The organism is Streptomyces camelliae, from assembly GCF_027625935.1.
Classification (GTDB): domain Bacteria; phylum Actinomycetota; class Actinomycetes; order Streptomycetales; family Streptomycetaceae; genus Streptomyces; species Streptomyces camelliae.
Genome location: NZ_CP115300.1, coordinates 1920035 through 1938374, shown reverse-complemented (window position 1 = coordinate 1938374; position 18340 = coordinate 1920035). Strand labels below are relative to the sequence as shown.

Genomic DNA, 18340 nt, shown 5'->3' with positions numbered 1-18340 from the left:
GCTAAGGGGCCGCCAAGACCACCGACCTACCGTGAACGAATCGCGTGGCTGCCTCCCGGAACGGAGGCCCACCCCCCGCCGTAGACCCTGAGGAGAGTGGATCGCCGATGGCGGACGAGGACAAGCTCCGCGCCTATCTCAAGCGGGCGACGACGGACCTTCAGGAGGCCCGACGCCGGCTCCAGCAGGTCGAGTCGGACAAGCGTGAGCCGATCGCCCTCGTCGCCATGTCCTGCCGGTACCCCGGTGACGTCCGTACCCCGGACGACCTGTGGCGGACCGTGGCCGAGGGGCACGACGCCATCGGGGAGTTCCCCTCCGACCGCGGCTGGGCTGTGGACGAGCTGTACGACGTCGACCCCGACAGCGTCGGCAAGTCCACCACCCGCCAGGGCGGTTTCCTGTACGACGCCGGCCACTTCGACGCCGGGTTCTTCGGCATCTCGCCGCGCGAGTCACTCGCCGTCGACCCGCAGCAGCGGCTGCTGCTCACCCTCGCCTGGGAGGCGGTGGAGCGGGCCGGCATCCTGCCCGCCGCCCTCCGCGGCGAACAGGTGGGCGTGTTCACGGGCGTCATGTACAGCGACTACGGCACCCGCATCCACCAGCCCTCCGAAGAGTTCGAGGGCTACCTCGTGCAGGGCAGCGCCGCCAGCATCGCCTCCGGCCGGATCGCCTACACCTTCGGCTTCCACGGCCCGGCGGTGACGGTGGACACGGCGTGCTCGTCGTCGCTCGTCGCGATCCACCTGGCCGCCCAGGCGCTGCGGCGCGGTGAGTGCACCCTCGCCCTCGCCGGCGGTGTGACCGTCATGGCCACCCCCAACACCTTCGTGGAATTCAGCCGCCAGCGCGGACTCGCCCCCGACGGCCGCTGCAAGGCCTTCTCCGCGCGGGCCGACGGCACCGGCTGGAGCGAGGGCGCCGGGGTGCTGCTCCTTGAGAAGCTGTCGGACGCGCGACGCAACGGGCACCCCGTCCTGGCGGTGATCCGGGGCAGCGCCGTCAACCAGGACGGCGCCAGCAGCCAGCTCACCGCGCCGAACGGTCCGGCCCAGCAGCGGGTGATCCGGCAGGCGCTGGCGGACGCGGGTCTGTCGGCGGCCGAGGTGGACGTGGTCGAGGCGCACGGTACCGGTACGGCGCTGGGCGACCCGATCGAGGCCGAGGCGCTCATCGCCACGTACGGCCGGGAGCGGTCCGGGGACCGGCCGTTGTGGCTGGGTTCGTTGAAGTCGAACATCGGGCATACGCAGGCGGCGGCCGGTGTCGGTGGTGTGATCAAGATGGTGGAGGCCATCCGCCACGGCGAGATACCGCGGACGCTGCATGTGGATGAGCCCTCCCCGCACGTGGACTGGTCCGCGGGCACGGTCCGGCTGCTGACAGAGGCCCGGCGGTGGCAGTCCTCCGGTCCGCGCCGGGCGGCGGTTTCGTCCTTCGGGATCAGCGGCACCAACGCCCATGTGATCCTCGAACAGGCCCCCGACGAGGAGTCCTCCGCCCCGCGAGAGGAGACGACGCTTCCGTTGCTGCTGTCGGCGAGGTCGCCGGAGGCGGTGCGGGAACAGGCGGCCCGGCTGCATGCGCACCTGACGGCCCAGCCCGGGATCGGGGCCGGGGACGCGGCCTACACGCTGGCCGCCGCCCGTACGGCGTTCCGGCACCGAGCCGTCGTCCTGGGCACCGACCGCGACGGACTGCTGAGCGCTCTCGAAGCCCTCGCGCAGGACAAGCCGTCCGCCGACGTGGTGTCCGGCGTATCCCCCGACCACACGGGCAAGGCCGTGTTCGTCTTTCCGGGGCAGGGGTCGCAGTGGGTCGGGATGGGCCGGGAGTTGCTGGCGGGTGAGCCGGTGTTCGCGGAGCGTCTTGGTGAGTGTGCGGCGGCGTTGGAGCCGTTCACCGGGTGGTCGGTGGTGGATGTGCTGCGGGGGGTGGGGCAGGCGCCGTCGCTGGAGCGTGTGGATGTGGTGCAGCCGGTGTTGTTCGCGGTGATGGTGTCGCTTGCGGCCCTGTGGCGGGAGTTCGGGGTGCGGCCGGCTGCTGTGGTGGGGCATTCGCAGGGTGAGATCGCGGCGGCGTGTGTGGCGGGTGCGTTGAGTCTTGAGGATGCGGCGCGTGTGGTGGCGTTGCGCTCCAGGGCGATCAGGGCGCTTGCCGGGAAGGGCGGCATGTTGTCGGTGGCGGCTTCTGCCGATCGGGTGGCCGTTCTGGTTGCCGGGTGGTCGGGGCGGTTGGCGCTGGCTGCTGTGAACGGGCCTGGTGCGGTGGTGGTGTCCGGTGACGGTGAGGCGTTGGAGGAGCTGGCGGAGCGTTGTGCGGGGGAGGGTATCCGTACGCGTCGGGTTCCTGTCGACTATGCCTCGCACTCGGCTCATGTCGAGGCCATCGAGGAGGAGATCCGCAGTGCTCTGGCCCCGGTCGTTCCCAGGAGTCCGGAGATCCCGGTGTTCTCCACCCTGACCGGCGACTGGGCCGAACCGACCGCCTTCGACGCCGACTACTGGTACCGCAACCTGCGCCACCCGGTGCGGTTCGGCCCGGCCACCCAGGCCCTCGCCGCATCTGGCCACACCGTGTTCATCGAGGTCAGCGCCCACCCGGTGCTGGTGATGGGCATCCAGGAAACGCTGGACGCGGCCGACCTGCCCAGTACCGCCTTCGGCACCCTGCGCCGTGACCAGGGCGGACTGCGGCAGTTCACCGAGGCCGTCGGGCACGCCCACCTGGCCGGCCTCCCCGTCCACTGGGGCCGACTCGCAGCCGACGGCGCGCGCACGGTCGAGCTGCCCACCTACCCGTTCCAGGAGGAACGCCTCTGGCTGGACGCCGAGTCGGCGCTGTCCGACGCGGGCGAACTGGGACTGCTCGCCGTCGGCCATCCGCTGCTGGGGGCCGCCGTCGATCTCACCGACGGCGGTACGGTCCTCACCGGACGGCTCTCGGCCGCCGCCCAGCCCTGGCTCGCCGACCACGCCGTCTTCGACACGGTCCTGCTGCCCGGCACCGCCCTGCTCGAACTGGCCATCCGCCTCGGCGACGAGGTGCGCTGCCCGCACGTCGACGAACTCACCCTGGAGGCACCGCTCGTCCTGCCCGAGCACGGCCCCCTGCGGATCCAACTGGTGGCCGAGGCATCCGACGACAGCGGGCGACGCGCCTTCACCGTGCACTCCCGCTCCGACGACGACCTGCCCTGGCAGCAGCACGCGTCCGGCGTCCTCGCCCCGGACGACACGGCGGCCGCACCCCTGCCCGTCCCCGCGACCTGGCCCCCGACCGGCGCCCGACGTGTCGAACTGGACGGTCTCTACGCCGGGCTGGCCGCCACCGGGTACGGCTACGGTCCCACCTTCCAGGGCCTGCGGGCGCTGTGGCAGGACGGCGACGATCTGTACGCCGAGGTCGAACTGGCCGACGCGTCCGCCGCCGAGGCCGCACGGTACGGCATCCACCCCGCACTGCTGGACGCCGTACTGCACGCGCTCTGCTCCGACCGGCCGGACACCGTCCGGCTGCCCTTCGCCTGGGCCGGCGTCCGGCTGCACGCGAGCGGCGCCACCGCCGTCCGGGCCCGGCTCGGCCGCACCGGGCCCGACCGGGTCACCCTCACGCTCACCGACGCCACCGGAGCGCCGGTGCTCACCGTCGACTCGCTCACCCTGCGCGCCACCGACGCCGCACGGCTCGCCGACCGCCGGCACAGCCCCGACGCGCTGCTCGCCCCGCACTGGCGACCGGCCGCGCTGGACCAGGCCACACCGGTGGCCGTCTCCGCCTGGGCCCTCCTGGGGGACGCCCCGCTCGGCGACCCGAGCCGGGCGGCGGCCGACACCCCACGCCGCCACCGCCACCTGAACGGCCTCCGCGCCGAGCTGGCGTCCGGTACGACGGCGCCGGAGATCGTCCTCCTGCCCGTCGACGCGGTGGCCGTCCCGACGGCGGGCGCCGCCGCCGGGACCCTGGTCGATCCGGCAGCCCCGGACACCACCAAGGCCACCGTCCTCACCGTGCTGACGGCCGTACAGCAGTTCCTCGCCTCGCCCGAGTTGGCGGAGAGCCGACTCGTCCTGCTCACCCACGGTGCCGTCGCCGCGGCCCCCGGGGAGACGGTGGACAACCCGGCCGCCGCCGCCGTATGGGGTCTGGTGCGTACCGCTCAGTCCGAGCACCCCGGGCGGCTCGTGCTGGCCGACCTCGACGCGCCGGATGCCGCGCCGGAGCTCCTCGCCGCCGCGCTCGGCGGCGAGGAACCACAGTTCGCGATCCGGGCCGGCGAGGTCCTGCTGCCCCGGCTGATCCGCACCGGCGAACAGGGGCGGCTCGCCCCGCCGGCCGACGCGTCCAACTGGAAGCTCGACACCACCGGCAGGGGCACCTTCGAGAACCTCGCCCTCGTCCCGTCCACCGATGACACCCGTCCCCTCGAACCCGGTGAGGTCCGGGTCGCCGTCCGCGCCGCCGGCCTGAACTTCCGCGACACCCTGATCGCCCTCGGGATGTACCCCGGCGAGGCCGCGCTCGGCGGCGAAGCCGCCGGAACCGTCGTCGAGACCGCCCCCGACGTCACCGGGCTGGCACCCGGGGACCGGGTGATGGGCTTGTTCCCCCGCGGAGGCATCGCACCCCTCGCCGTCACCGACCACCGCCTGCTCGGCAGGATCCCCCGCGGCTGGACGTACACGCAGGCCGCCTGCGCCCCCGTCGTCTACCTCACCGCCTACTACGGGCTGCGCGACCTCGCCGACGTACGGCAGGGCGAGTCCCTGCTGATCCACGCCGTCACCGGCGGAGTCGGCATGGCCGCTGTGCAACTCGCCCGCCACTGGGGCCTGGAGGTGTACGGCACCGCCAGCCCCGGCAAGTGGGGCACCGCCCGCACCCTCGGCCTGGACGGTGAACGGCTCGCCTCCTCCCGGAACCTGGAGTTCGAGGAGCGGTTCCGCGCCGCCACCGGAGGGCGGGGCGTGGACGTGGTGCTCAACTCCCTCGCCCGTGAGTTCGTCGACGCCTCGCTCCGGCTGCTCGGCCCCCGCGGACGGTTCCTGGAGATGGGCAAGACCGACATCAGGCCCGCCGCCGACCTGGCCGTCGCGCACCCGGGAGTCGCCTACCACCCGTACGACCTGGTGCTGGACGCCGGACCCGACCGGATCGGCGAGATGCTCGGCGAACTCGCCGACCTCTTCGACCGAGGTGTCCTCACCCCCCTGCCCGTCACCACCTGGGACGCAGCCCAGACACCCGCCGCCTTCCGCCACCTCGCCCAGGCCCGCCACACCGGCAAACTGGCCGTGGTGCTCCCGCCGCGCCTCACCCCCGCCCACACCGTCCTGATCACCGGCGGCACCGGCACCCTGGGCGCCCTCACCGCCCGCCACCTGGTCACCCGGCACGGCGTACGGCACCTGCTGCTCGTCGGCCGGCAGGGCGAACGGGCACCCGGCGCGGCCGAACTGCAGGAAGAACTCACCGCGTTGGGCGCCGAGGTCACCATCGCCGCCTGTGACGCCGCCGACCCCGACGACCTGGCGGCCCTGCTCGCCCGCATCCCGGCCGAGCACCCGCTGACCGCGGTCGTCCACGCGGCCGGCGTCCTCGACGACGCCACCGTGGACCGGCTCACCCCCGAACAGTTCGACCGTGTCCTGCGTGCCAAGGCCGACGCCGCCTGGAACCTGCTTCGGCTGACCCGCGACGCGGACCTGTCGGCGTTCGTGGTCTTCTCCTCCCTCGCCGGCGTCCTCGGCAGCCCCGGCCAGGGCAACTACGCGGCCGCCAACGCCTATCTGGACGCACTCGTCCAGCACCGCCGCGGCCAGGGACTTCCGGCCACCTCCCTGGTCTGGGGCCTGTGGACCCAGGCCTCCGGCATGACCGGCGCGATGAACGCGGCCGACGTACGGCGGGTCTCGGCACTCGGCATCCGCCCGGTCGAACCCACCGAAGGCCTGGCCCGGTTCGACGCGGCCCTCGTCCACGGCGGCGCCGTCCTCGTCCCGGCCGATCCCGACACCGCCGCGCTGCGCGCCGCTGAGCCCATGTCCGTGCCACCGCTGCTGCGCGACCTGGCCCACCACACCGTACGGCCCGCCGCGCACACCGCGCGACCCACCGGGGGCGCGGTCCTGGACGGCATGGACGAGACCGAACAGCACCGGTATCTGGTCGACCTGGTCCGCACCCATGCGGCCACCGTCCTCGGGCATGCCACGGCCGAGGCGATCGACGCGGCACAGGAGTTCAAGAAGATCGGCTTCGACTCGCTGACCGCCGTCGAACTGCGCAACCGGCTCGCCACCGCGACCGGGCTGCGACTGCCCGCGACGCTGGTCTTCGACCATCCCACGCCCACCGGGCTGGCCGCCGAACTGCGCACCCGGCTCGCCCCCGCCGACTCCACCCCGAGCGTCCTCGACGAACTCGACCGGGTCGCCGCCCGGCTGCACACCGCCGACGTCGACGCCGACACCCGTACGGCCATCGGCGAACGGCTCGGTGCATTGCTGCGCTCCTGGACCACCCCGCCCGACGGCGCCGACGACCAGCCCGCCGAGGACCTCGGCTCCGCCACCGACGAAGAACTGTTCAGCGTGATCGAGAACGAGCTCGGAATCTCCTGAGCCTGCCCGGAGGATGTTGACGTCGCATGGCAAACGATCAGACGGCGAACGACGCCAAGCTCCGTGACTACCTGAAGAAGGTCACCACCGAGCTCCGGCAGGCCCGCCAGCAACTCGCCGACACCGAGGCCCGCGCACACGATCCGGTCGCGGTGGTCGGCATGGCGTGCCGCCTGCCCGGGGGCGTGGCCTCCCCCGACGACCTCTGGCAGCTCGTCGCGGAAGGGCGCGATGCGCTCGGCCCCTTCCCGACCGACCGCGGCTGGGACTTCGACACACTGTTCGACCCGGATCCCGAGCGGCCCGGCAGCTGCTACGCCCGCAGCGGCGGGTTCGTCGAGGACGCGGGCGGCTTCGATGCCGCGTTCTTCGACATCTCCCCGCGTGAGGCGTTGGCCATGGCCCCGCAGCAGCGGCTCATCCTGGAGACCGCCTGGGAGGCCCTCGAACGCGCCGGCCTCGAACCCGGCGCCCTGCGCGGCAGCCGCACCGGTGTCTACACCGGCGCCGATGACCAGGACTACGCCACCGTGCTCGCCGGTACCTCCGCCGACCTGCACGGCTACATCGGCACCGGCACTCTCTCGGCCCTGATCTCCGGCCGTATCGCCTACACCTTCGGTCTGGAGGGCCCGGCGGTGACGGTGGACACGGCGTGCTCGTCGTCCCTCGTCGCGATCCACCTGGCGGTGCAGGCGCTGCGGCGCGGTGAGTGCACCCTCGCCCTCGCCGGCGGCGTCGCGGTGATGGCCACCCCCACCGTCCTCACCGATTTCAGCCGCCAGCGCGGCCTCGCACCCGACGGCCGCTGCAAGGCGTTCGCGGCCGGCGCGGACGGCACGGGCTTCGCCGAAGGCGCAGGGCTCCTCGTCCTGGAGCGGTTGTCGGACGCGCGGCGCAACCGGCACAACGTGCTGGCGGTGATCAAGGGGAGTGCGGTCAATCAGGATGGTGCGTCGAACGGGTTGACGGCGCCGAACGGTCCGTCGCAGCAGCGGGTGATCCGGCGGGCGTTGGCGGATGCGGGCCTGTCGGCGGCCGAGGTGGATGTGGTCGAGGCGCATGGTACGGGCACCACGTTGGGTGATCCGATCGAGGCGGAGGCGTTGATCGCGACCTATGGTGCCGCGCGTTCCGCGGATCGGCCGTTGTGGCTGGGTTCGTTGAAGTCGAACATCGGGCATGCGCAGGCTGCGGCCGGTGTCGGTGGTGTGATCAAGATGGTGGAGGCTGTTCGCCGGGGTGAGATGCCGCGGACGCTGCATGTGGATGAGCCTTCGCCGCATGTGGACTGGTCTGCGGGTACGGTCCGGTTGCTGACGGAGTCCCGGGAGTGGTCCTCGTCCGGTCCGCGCCGGGCGGGGGTGTCCTCCTTCGGTATCAGCGGCACCAACGCCCACCTGATTCTCGAACAAGCCCCGGACGAGGAGCGACCCGCTCCCGCGAACCCGCCCGCCGGCACCCTGCTGCCCTGGGTGCTCTCCGCTCGGAGCGCCGACGCCCTGCGCGAACAGGCCCGCCGGCTCGCCGACCGGCTGCCTCTCATGCCGGCCGAGGCAGGCCTCACCGACATCGGACACGCCCTGCTGACCACCCGTGCCACCTTCGACCACCGTGCTGTTGTTCTGGGTGCGGATCGTGGTGAGTTGTTGGCTGGTCTTGAGGCGGTTGCTGGTGGGCGGGATGTGTCGGGTGTGGTGGTGGGTGGGGGGGGGGGGGTTGCTCGGGTGGGGTTGGTGTTTACGGGTCAGGGTGCTCAGCGGGTTGGTATGGGGCGGGAGTTGTATGGGGTGTTCCCGGTGTTCGCGGCTGCGTTGGATGAGGTGTGTGGGTGGGTGGATCCGTTGTTGGGTCGGTCGTTGCGGGAGGTGATGTTCGAGGGTCCGGGGGAGGTTTTGGATCGGACGGAGGTGACGCAGCCGGCGTTGTTCGCGTTCGAGGTGGCGTTGTTCCGGTTGGTGGAGTCTTTTGGGGTGCGGGTGGATGGGGTGGTGGGGCATTCGGTGGGTGAGTTGGCTGCTGCGTGTGTGGCGGGTGTGGTGTCTTTGGCGGATGCGTGTCGGGTGGTGGTGGCTCGTGGTCGTGTGATGGGGGCGGCGCGGGAGGGGGGTGTGATGGTTGCGGTGGAGGCGTCGGAGGCTGAGGTGTTGGAGGTGTTGGGGGTGGTGGGTGAGGGTGTGTGGGTGGCGGGGGTGAATGGGCCTGCGGCTGTGGTGATCTCGGGGGACGGGCCGGCGGTGGTGGCGGCTGCGGGGGTGTTGGAGGAGCGGGGGCATCGGACGCGTCGGCTGCGGGTGAGTCACGCGTTCCACTCGGCGCACATGGATGGTGTGCTGGAGGAGTTCGCTGCTGTGGTGGGGCAGGTGCGCTGGGGGACGCCGTCGTTGGCGGTGGCGTCCACTGTCTCGGGGCGGGTGGATGCGGGGCAGTGGTCGGATCCGGGGTATTGGGTGCGGCAGATTCGTGAGCCGGTTCGTTTCCTTGATGGTGTGCGGGCGTTGGAGGCGGAGGGTGTCACGGCCTACCTGGAACTGGGTCCGGATGCGGCGTTGACGGGAGCGGTTCTGGCGTGTGTGTCGGAGTCGGAGGTTTTGGCGGTGGCGGCGGCTCGTCGTGACCGTGGTGAGGTGGCCACGGTGCTCGCCGCGCTGGCCGCGCTGCACGCCCACGGCGTGACCGTCGACTGGTCGACGGCCTACGCCGGCCTGGTCGACGAGGGCCGGTCAGCGCCGGTGGAGTTGCCCACCTACCCCTTCGAGCACCAGCGCTACTGGGCGGACGGCACGGGTGCCACCGCCTCGGTGGCGTCGGCCGGACTTGAGACCGTCGAGCACGCGGTGCTGTCGGCGGCCGTCGACCTGGCGGACGCGGACGGCCTGGTGCTGACCGGCCGTTTCGCCCTCCGTGAGCAGGAATGGCTGGCCGACCACACGATCGTCGGCACGGTCGTCGTGCCCGGCACGGCGTTCGTGGAACTCGCTGTACGCGCCGCCGACCGGGTGGGCTGCGACGAGGTCGAGGAACTGGTCCTGGAGTCCCCCCTGGTGATGTCGGACCAGGAGACCGTCGACCTGCAGATCGTGTTGGGGCAACCCGACGGTGCCGGTCGGCGCACCCTCGGCATCCACAGCCGCCCCGGTGGCGCGACCGGCCGTACCGCGCCGTGGACCCGGCACGCCGCCGGTGTCCTCGCGCCCGGTACCCCGGCGCCCGACGCCGACCTGACGGCCTGGCCGCCGCAGGCCCCGGAACTGCCCGTCAGCGACGCCTACCAGCGGCTGGCCGCGCACGGTCTCGGCTACGGACCGGCACTGCGTGGCATGACCCGCGCCTGGGGCAGCGGGGACGACCTGTGGGCCGACGTCGAACTGCCCGCCGGCACCTCGGCCGCCGGGTACGGCCTGCACCCCGCGCTGATGGATGCGGCGCTCCATCCGTTCGCGCTGCTCGCGGTCGAGGGCGTCGGAGCGGACACCGCTCCGGTCCGGCTGCCCTTCTCCTGGAGCGGCGTCCGGCTGCACGCGTCCGGCGCCACCGCGCTGAGGGTGCACCTCGCACGCCGGGGCGAGGACGCGGTGACCCTGGAAGTGGCCGACGCCGCGGGCGCGCCGGTCGCGTCGGTGGCGTCCTTGGTGTTCCGGGCCATCGCGCCGGAACAGCTGAGTGCCGCCGGAGCCCGGCGGCACGACACCCTGTTCACCACCGTGTGGAGTCCCGTACCGGCCGGCCCGTCCAGCGGCCCGCGAGTGGCGCTCCTCGGCCCGGACGACCTGGGACTGACGGGCGTGGAGCGCCACCCGACGCCCGCAGCACTGGCCGAGGCGGCCGCCGTCGGGGCCCGGCTGCCCGATGTCGTACTGGCGGCTGTCGGCCCGACGGACCGGACGGGCGCACCCGCCGAAGGTCCGGCCCAGGGGTCCGTACCCGCCGCCGTCCACGACACCGTCTCCCACGTGTTGACGCTGCTCCAGGAGTGGGTGGCCGACGAGCGGCTGGACGGCTGCCGGCTGGCTCTGGTGAGCCGCGGCGCGGTCGCCGCCGACGCCGGGACCGGTCCGGACGATCCGGTGGCCGCTGCGGTGTGGGGACTGGTCCGCGCGGCGCAGGCCGAGCACCCGGGCCGGTTCCTGCTGCTGGACCTGGACGACGATCCGGCCTCGGCGCGCGCCGCGCTGACCGCGCCCGGCGTCGACGAACCCCAACTGTCCATCAAGGGCGGCACGTTGTACGCCCCCAGGCTGGCCCGGGCGCAGCTCGGCGGCCGGCTCCTGCCACCGGCGGACGCACCGGCCTGGCGGCTGGACGCCGTACCCAGGGGTTCGCTCGCCAACCTGGCGCTGGTGCCGGCTGCGACCTCGGCCGGGCCACCCGCTGCCGGGCGGGTACGGATCGCGGTCCGGGCCGCGGCCCTGGACAACCAGGACGTGCTCGCGGCCCTCGGCATGGTGCCCGGTGAGGTGCCGCTGGGCGTGGAGGGCGCCGGAATCGTGACCGAGGTCGGTCCCGGCGTCACCGGATTCGCCCCCGGGGACCGGGTGTTCGGTCTGTTCCCCGGCGCCGTCGCCTCTCTCGCGGAGACCGACCACCGGCTCCTCGCGCCGATACCCGCCGGCTGGACGTACACGCAGGCCGCGACCCTGCCCCTCACCTCGCTCGCGGCTCACCGGGCCCTGCGCGAGCTCGCCGACGGCCGGCCGGGGCGGACGCTGCTGGTGCGCGCGGCGGACACCGGGGCGGGCCCGGCGGTGGTGCGTCTGGCCCGGCACTACGGCTGGGAGGTCCAGGCGGTGGCCGCGGAGTCCACGGCGGCCACCGAAAGCCCGTCCGACGCGGTCCTCGACGCCGCCGAACTCCCGCAGTGGCCGGACCGGCACACTCCGGAGGAGGCTCTGGCGGCGTTCGCGGAACTGGTGCCGCTGTGGACGCGGGGCGTGCTCACCCCGCTGCCGGCTGCGGTGCGTGAGGTGGCCGGCGTCCGTGAGTCGCTGAGCCTGCTCAACGAGACCGGACAGGCCCGGAAGGTCGTCCTGGCCATCCCGGCCGCACCCCGGCCCGAGGGCACCGTGCTGATCACCGGCGGCACCGGCGGACTCGGTGCTCTGCTCGCCCGCCACCTTGTCGCCGAGCAGGGCGTACGGCATCTGCTGCTGACCAGCAGACGCGGTCCGCAGGCTCCGGGTGCGGCAGAACTCGCGGCGGAATTGCGTGCGTCGGGTGCCGAGGTGACCGTCGCCGCCTGTGATGTGGCGGACCGGGCGGCACTGGCCGCGCTGCTGGAGACGGTTCCCGCCGAGCATCCGCTGACCGCCGTCGTGCACGCGGCCGGCGTCCTCGACGACGCCACGCTGAGCGCGCTGACCCCCGGCCGACTGGCCTCCGTGCTGGCCCCCAAGGCCGACGCCGCCTGGCACCTGCACGAGCTGACCCGCGGCCTCGACCTGGCCTCCTTCACGCTGTTCTCCTCGCTGGCCGGCGTCCTGGGCAACGCGGGACAGGGCAATTACGCGGCGGCCAACGCCGTCCTCGACGCGGTCGCCGCGCGCCGCCGCGCCGAGGGACTTCCCGCGACCTCGCTCGCCTGGGGTCCCTGGGCCACCGACGGGATGGCCGGCGATCTCGACGCGGCCGACCGCGAGCGGCTGGCCCGGCTCGGCACGGTACCGCTGACGGCCGACGAGGGCCTCGCCCTGTTCGACGCGGCGGCCGGTCTGCCCGGAGCGTTCGTGGCGGCCCGCTTGGCGCCGCCCCGGCACCCGGACGGCGAAGTGCCGCATCTGCTGCGCGGCCTGCTCCCGCGTCCGGTCCGCCGGGCCGCCCAAGCGGCGTCCGCACCGCGCTCCGCACTCGCCGACCGGCTGGCCCGGCTGCCCGAGGACGCCCGGGCGCAGGCCCTGACCGACCTGGTCCGCGAGCAGGTCGCGGACGTTCTCGGACACTCCGGGCCCGCCACCGTCGACCCGGGACGGCCCTTCAAGGAGTCCGGTTTCGACTCGCTCACCGCCGTCGAACTGCGCAACCGCCTGGACGCGGCGACCGGGCTGCGACTGCCCGCGACGCTGGTCTTCGACCACCCCACCCCCGAGGCCGTCGCCGCCCTGCTGCGCGAACGGCTCGCGCCCTCCGGACCGCAGCCCGCCCTTCCCGACGCCGACGTCACGGCGACCGCGGACGACGACGCCATCGCCATCATCGCCATGAGCTGCCGCTACCCCGGCGGCGCGAACGACCCCGAGGACCTGTGGCGGCTGGTCGCGGACGGCCGCGACGCGACCTCCGCGTTCCCGGCCGACCGCGGCTGGCGCGTCGAGGACCTCTACGACGCGAACCCGGACGCCCTGGGCACCGCGTACACGCGGCGCGGCGGCTTCGTCGACCACGCCGACGCCTTCGACGCCGCGTTCTTCGGCATCTCGCCACGAGAGGCCCTGGCCATGGATCCGCAGCAGCGGCTGCTGCTGGAGACCGCCTGGGAGGTCTTCGAACGGGCCGGCATCGACCCCGCTGCGGTGCGGGGCAGCGACACCGGCGTGATCCTCGGCGTCGTACCGGCCGAGTACGTCACGCGCCCGCCGGGCACCCCGCACGATCTGGAGGGCTACCTGCTGACCGGCAACACCACCAGTGTCGCCGCCGGACGCGTGGCCTACACGTTCGGCCTCCAGGGCCCCGCCTTCACCGTCGACACGGCGTGCTCCTCGTCCCTCGTGGCGCTGCACCTGGCCGCCCGCGCGCTGCGCAACGGCGAGTGCTCACTGGCTCTCACCGGAGGGGCCACCGTCATCGCCAGCCCTACGGTGTACGTCGAGTTCAGCCGCCAGCGCGCGCTCTCACCGGACGGCCGCTGCCGGGCGTTCGCGGCGGGCGCGGACGGTACGGGCTTCGCCGAGGGCGCGGGCATGCTGCTCCTTGAGAAGCTGTCGGACGCGCGGCGCAATGGTCACCGGGTGCTGGCGGTGATCCGGGGGAGTGCGGTCAATCAGGACGGTGCGTCGAACGGGTTGACGGCACCGAACGGTCCGGCCCAGCAGCGGGTGATCCGGCAGGCGTTGGCGGACGCGGGTGTGTCGGCGGCCGAGGTGGACGTGGTCGAGGCGCACGGCACGGGCACCACGCTGGGTGATCCGATCGAGGCGGAGGCGCTGATCGCGACCTATGGTGCCGCCCGTTCCGCGGATCGGCCGTTGTGGCTGGGTTCGTTGAAGTCGAACATCGGGCATACGCAGGCGGCGGCCGGTGTCGGTGGTGTGATCAAGATGGTGGAGGCCATCCGCCACGGCGAGCTGCCACGGACGCTGCATGTGGATGAGCCCTCCCCGCACGTGGACTGGTCCGCGGGCACGGTCCGGCTCCTGACAGAGGCCCGGCAGTGGCAGAGCCACGGTCCGCGCCGAGCCGGGGTGTCCTCCTTCGGAGTCAGCGGCACCAACGCCCATGTGATCCTCGAACAGGCACCCGACGACGAACGGCCCGCTCCCGCCCCGGCGGTGCCGCAGGGCACCGTGCTGCCCTGGGTGCTCTCCGCCCGGAGCGTCAACGCCCTGCGGGAACAGGCCCGCCGCCTGCTCCACCGGCTCGCCGCCGACCCGGACGCCGAGCCGGTCCCGCTCGCGGCAGCGCTCGCCACCACCCGCGCCGAGTTCGAACACCGGGCCGTGATCGTCGGCGCCGACCGCGCCGAGCTGATCCAGGGCCTGACCGCACTCGCCGACGACGTACCCGCACCGAACCTGGTCACCGGTCTTGCGGAGAGCCGGATCGCCCCCGTGTTCGTCTTTCCGGGGCAGGGGTCGCAGTGGGTCGGGATGGGCCGGGAGTTGCTGGCGGGTGAGCCGGTGTTCGCGGAGCGTCTTGGTGAGTGTGCGGCGGCGTTGGAGCCGTTCACCGGGTGGTCGGTGGTGGATGTGCTGCGGGGGGTGGGGCAGGCGCCGTCGCTGGAGCGTGTGGATGTGGTGCAGCCGGTGTTGTTCGCGGTGATGGTGTCGCTTGCGGCCCTGTGGCGGGAGTTCGGGGTGCGGCCGGCTGCTGTGGTGGGGCATTCGCAGGGTGAGATCGCGGCGGCGTGTGTGGCGGGTGCGTTGAGTCTTGAGGATGCGGCGCGTGTGGTGGCGTTGCGCTCCAGGGCGATCAGGGCGCTTGCCGGGAAGGGCGGCATGTTGTCGGTGGCGGCTTCTGCCGAACGGGTGGCTGTTCTGGTTGCCGCGTGGTCGGGGCGGTTGGCGCTGGCTGCTGTGAACGGGCCTGGTGCGGTGGTGGTGTCCGGTGACGGTGAGGCGTTGGAGGAGCTGGCGGAGCGCTGTGCGGGGGAGGGTATCCGTACGCGTCGGGTTCCTGTCGACTATGCCTCGCACTCGGCTCATGTCGAGGCCATCGAGGAGGAGATCCGCAGCGCTCTGGCCCCGGTCGTTCCCAGGAGTCCGGAGATCCCGGTGTTCTCCACCCTGACCGGCGACTGGGCCGAACCGACCGCCTTCGACGCCGACTACTGGTACCGCAACCTGCGCCGGACCGTCCGCTTCCACGAGGCCGTCACGGCGCTGGCCGAGCAGGGCCACCGGCTGTTCGTGGAAAGCAGCCCGCACCCCGTCCTGGCCCCGGCGGTCCAGGAGACCCTGGACGACGTGGCGCCCGGCACCGCCGGAGCCCTCGGCACGCTGCGGCGTGACGACGGCGGCCGCACGCGGCTGCTGCTGTCACTGGCCGAGGCATACGTCCAGGGCGCCCCGGTCTCCTGGCGCGGGCTGTTCGCCGCCGCCGAGGCGGTCCCGCTGCCGACCTACCCCTTCCAGCGGGAGCGGTACTGGCTCGACCCGGTCGTGCGGCCCGGCGCCGCCTTTGCCGCCGGCCCGGGAGACCACGGGCATCCGCTGCTCGACACCGCCGTCGCCCTGGCGGGCGAGTCCGGTGTCCTGTTCACCGGGACGCTCTCGCTCGCCGCCCACCCGTGGCTGGCCGACCACGCCGTGGACGGAGTGGTCCTGCTGCCCGGCACCGCGTTCCTCGAACTCGCCCTGCACGCCGGCCGGCAGACCGACTGCGCCGAGGTGGAAGACCTCACCCTGGAGGCGCCGCTCGCCCTGCCCGCCGCCGGAGAGACGCAGTTGCAGGTGCTGGTGGGCCCCGCCGACGCCGAGGGCCGCCGCCCGGTCACCGTGCACTCCCGTCCGGCGGCCGCCGCCACCGCGAACGAAACGGACTGGACGCGGCACGCCTCCGGCAGCGTACGGCCCGCGACGGCGCTCACCCAGCCGCCGGCGCCCGCCGGCACCCCCTGGCCGCCACAGGACGCGGTTCCGGCCGACGTCGACGCGTTCTACCCGCTGCTGGCCGAGCGCGGCTACGGCTACGGCCCGGCCTTCCAGGGACTGCGTGCCGCGTGGCGACGGGACGGGACCAGGTTCGCCGAGGTGCGGCTCGCCGGCGGCGACGGCTTCACGCTGCACCCCGCGTTGCTCGACGCGGCCTTGCACGTGCTGGCCCTCGAAGCGGCCACCGAGCCGGCCGACGACGGGATCCGGCTGCCCTTCTCCTGGAGCGGCGTCCGGCTGCACGCGGCCGGTGCCACCGCGCTGCGCGTCGAGGTGACCCCGGTCGGCCCGGACTCTGTGTCGCTGGCCCTGAGCACCCCGGACGGCACCCCGGTCGGCACCGTGGACGAACTGACGGTCCGCCCGATCAGTGCCCGGCAGCTGGCCGCCCTCCGCAGCGCCGTCCCGCTGCCGCTGCACCAGGTGGAGTGGGCCGAACTGCCGCCCGTACCGGCCTCGCCCGCACCCTCCTGCGTCCTGCTGGAGGCCGTGGACGACGAGGCCCACACTCCCACCGGGAACCCGGCCGTGGACCCGGAACTGCTGGCCCTCGCCGCCTTGGCCGACGCCGAGCGGGTGCCCGAACTCGTGCTGGTGCGCTCCACGTCAGCCCCGGACGACGGCAGTCCTGAGGCGGTCCGGGCCGCGCTCCACCGCGTCCTGGAACTCGTCCAGACCTGGCTGGAGGACGAGCGCTTCGACGGCTCCCGGCTGGTCGTGTGCACCCGGAACGCGGTCGGCGCCGACGAGGAGACCCGGCTCACCGGCCTTGCGGACGCCGCCGTGTGGGGGCTCGTCCGCTCCGCCCAGTCCGAACACCCCGACCGGCTGGCCCTCCTCGACCTGGACGAGGATGCCGACCGGCTCTCCGCGGCGCACCCGGTGCTGTCCCGGCTGGCTGCCGGCGAACCCCAACTCGCCCTGCACGACGGGCGGATCCTTGCCCCCCGGCTCACCCCGGCCCCGCCCGCCGGGGACCCGGCGCCGAGCAGCGGTCCGGCGGCATCCGCCGATCCGTCGGACCCCACCGCGCTCACGGGCATCGACCCGGCGGGCACCGTCCTGATCACTGGCGGCACCGGCACCCTCGGTGCCCTCTTCGCCCGCCACCTGGTCGCTGCACACGGCGTACGGCACCTGCTGCTCGCCGGCCGGCGAGGCACGGGCGCCCCGGGAGTCCCCGAACTCGTCGCCGAGCTGAGGGAGTCGGGCGCCGAGGTGACGGTCGCCGCCTGTGACGTGGCGGACCGGACGGCACTGGCGGACCTGCTCACGGGCATCCCCGCCGAGCACCCGCTGACCGCCGTCGTGCACACCGCGGGCGTGCTCGACGACGGCGTCGTCGCCTCGCTCACACCGAGCCACCTCGACACCGTCCTGCGGGCCAAGGCCGACGCGGCCTGGCATCTGCACGAGGCGACCCGGGACATGGATCTGGGCGCGTTCGTGCTGTTCTCCTCCGTCGCCGGCATCCTCGGCAGCCCCGGCCAGGCCAACTACGCCGCCGCCAACGCCTACCTCGACGCCCTCGCCCGGCACCGCCGGGCCACAGGCCGGCCGGGCCTGTCGCTGGCCTGGGGACTGTGGGCCGAGTCCAGCGGCATGACCGGCAACCTCGACGGCGCCCACCTCGAACGGCTGCGGCGCGGCGGCGTCGTACCGCTCACCGGCGACGACGGGCGTGCCCTGTTCGACGCCGCGCTCAGCTCCGGACATCCCGCGCTCGTTCCCGTCCGGCTGGACATGGCGGCGCTGCGACGGGCGTCGGCCCAGGGCATCCTGCCCGCCGTGCTCCGCGACCTGGTCCCCGCCCCCGACCGCGAGGCCGCGAGCACCGAGGCGGAGATCCCGGCGGCCGACCGGATCCTGACCCTCCCGGCGGAGCAGCGCGACGAAGCCCTCCTCGACCTGGTCCGGGCCTGCGTGGCCGCGGTCCTCGGCCACACCTCACCGGACTCGGTGGATCCGCTCCAGGCGTTCAAGGAGATCGGATTCGACTCGCTCACCGCCGTCCAGCTGCGCAACCGGCTGAACGCGGCCACCGGGCAGCGGCTGCCCGCGACCCTCGTCTTCGACCACCCCACCCCGGCGGCGCTCGCCGCCCACCTGGCCACCGAACTGTTCCCGCCCGCCGCCACCACGGCGGACCGCCTGCTGGTCCGGCTGACCGAATTGGAGGAGGCGCTGCCCGACGAGGCGATGGACGAGGAGACCAGGGGCCTGGTCACCGCCCGGCTGGAGGCCGTTCTCGCCCGTTGGCGCCGCCCCGCGGCCACCGAGCCGGCCGAGAGGCTCAGGGAGGCGTCCCCCGACGAGATCTTCGCCTTCATCGACAAGGAACTCGGCCGACGCACCGACTGACAGGCTCCGGCGCGGCTGGGACCGTCCCCCGACGAGGCTGAGAAGAGG

At 73.7% G+C, this 18340-nt stretch carries 2 protein-coding genes and 1 pseudogene; all 3 read left to right on the top strand.

The features are described 5' to 3' along the window. Positions 1-44 precede the first annotated feature (44 nt). Positions 45-6377: pseudogene (locus tag O1G22_RS08895) on the top strand (SDR family NAD(P)-dependent oxidoreductase); the annotation flags it as partial. After that, positions 6363-6626 carry a hypothetical protein gene (locus O1G22_RS45120; RefSeq protein ID WP_487416688.1) on the top strand — a complete coding sequence of 88 codons (264 nt, stop codon included), beginning with the start codon at positions 6363-6365 and terminating at the stop codon, positions 6624-6626. The pseudogene O1G22_RS08895 and the gene O1G22_RS45120, both read left to right, overlap by 15 nt. Before the next feature lie 26 nt (positions 6627-6652). Beyond that, the gene (locus O1G22_RS08890) at positions 6653-18292 is read left to right on the top strand and encodes a type I polyketide synthase (RefSeq protein ID WP_270080825.1); all 11640 of its coding nucleotides are present in this window, start codon (positions 6653-6655) and stop codon (positions 18290-18292) included. Positions 18293-18340 lie beyond the last annotated feature (48 nt).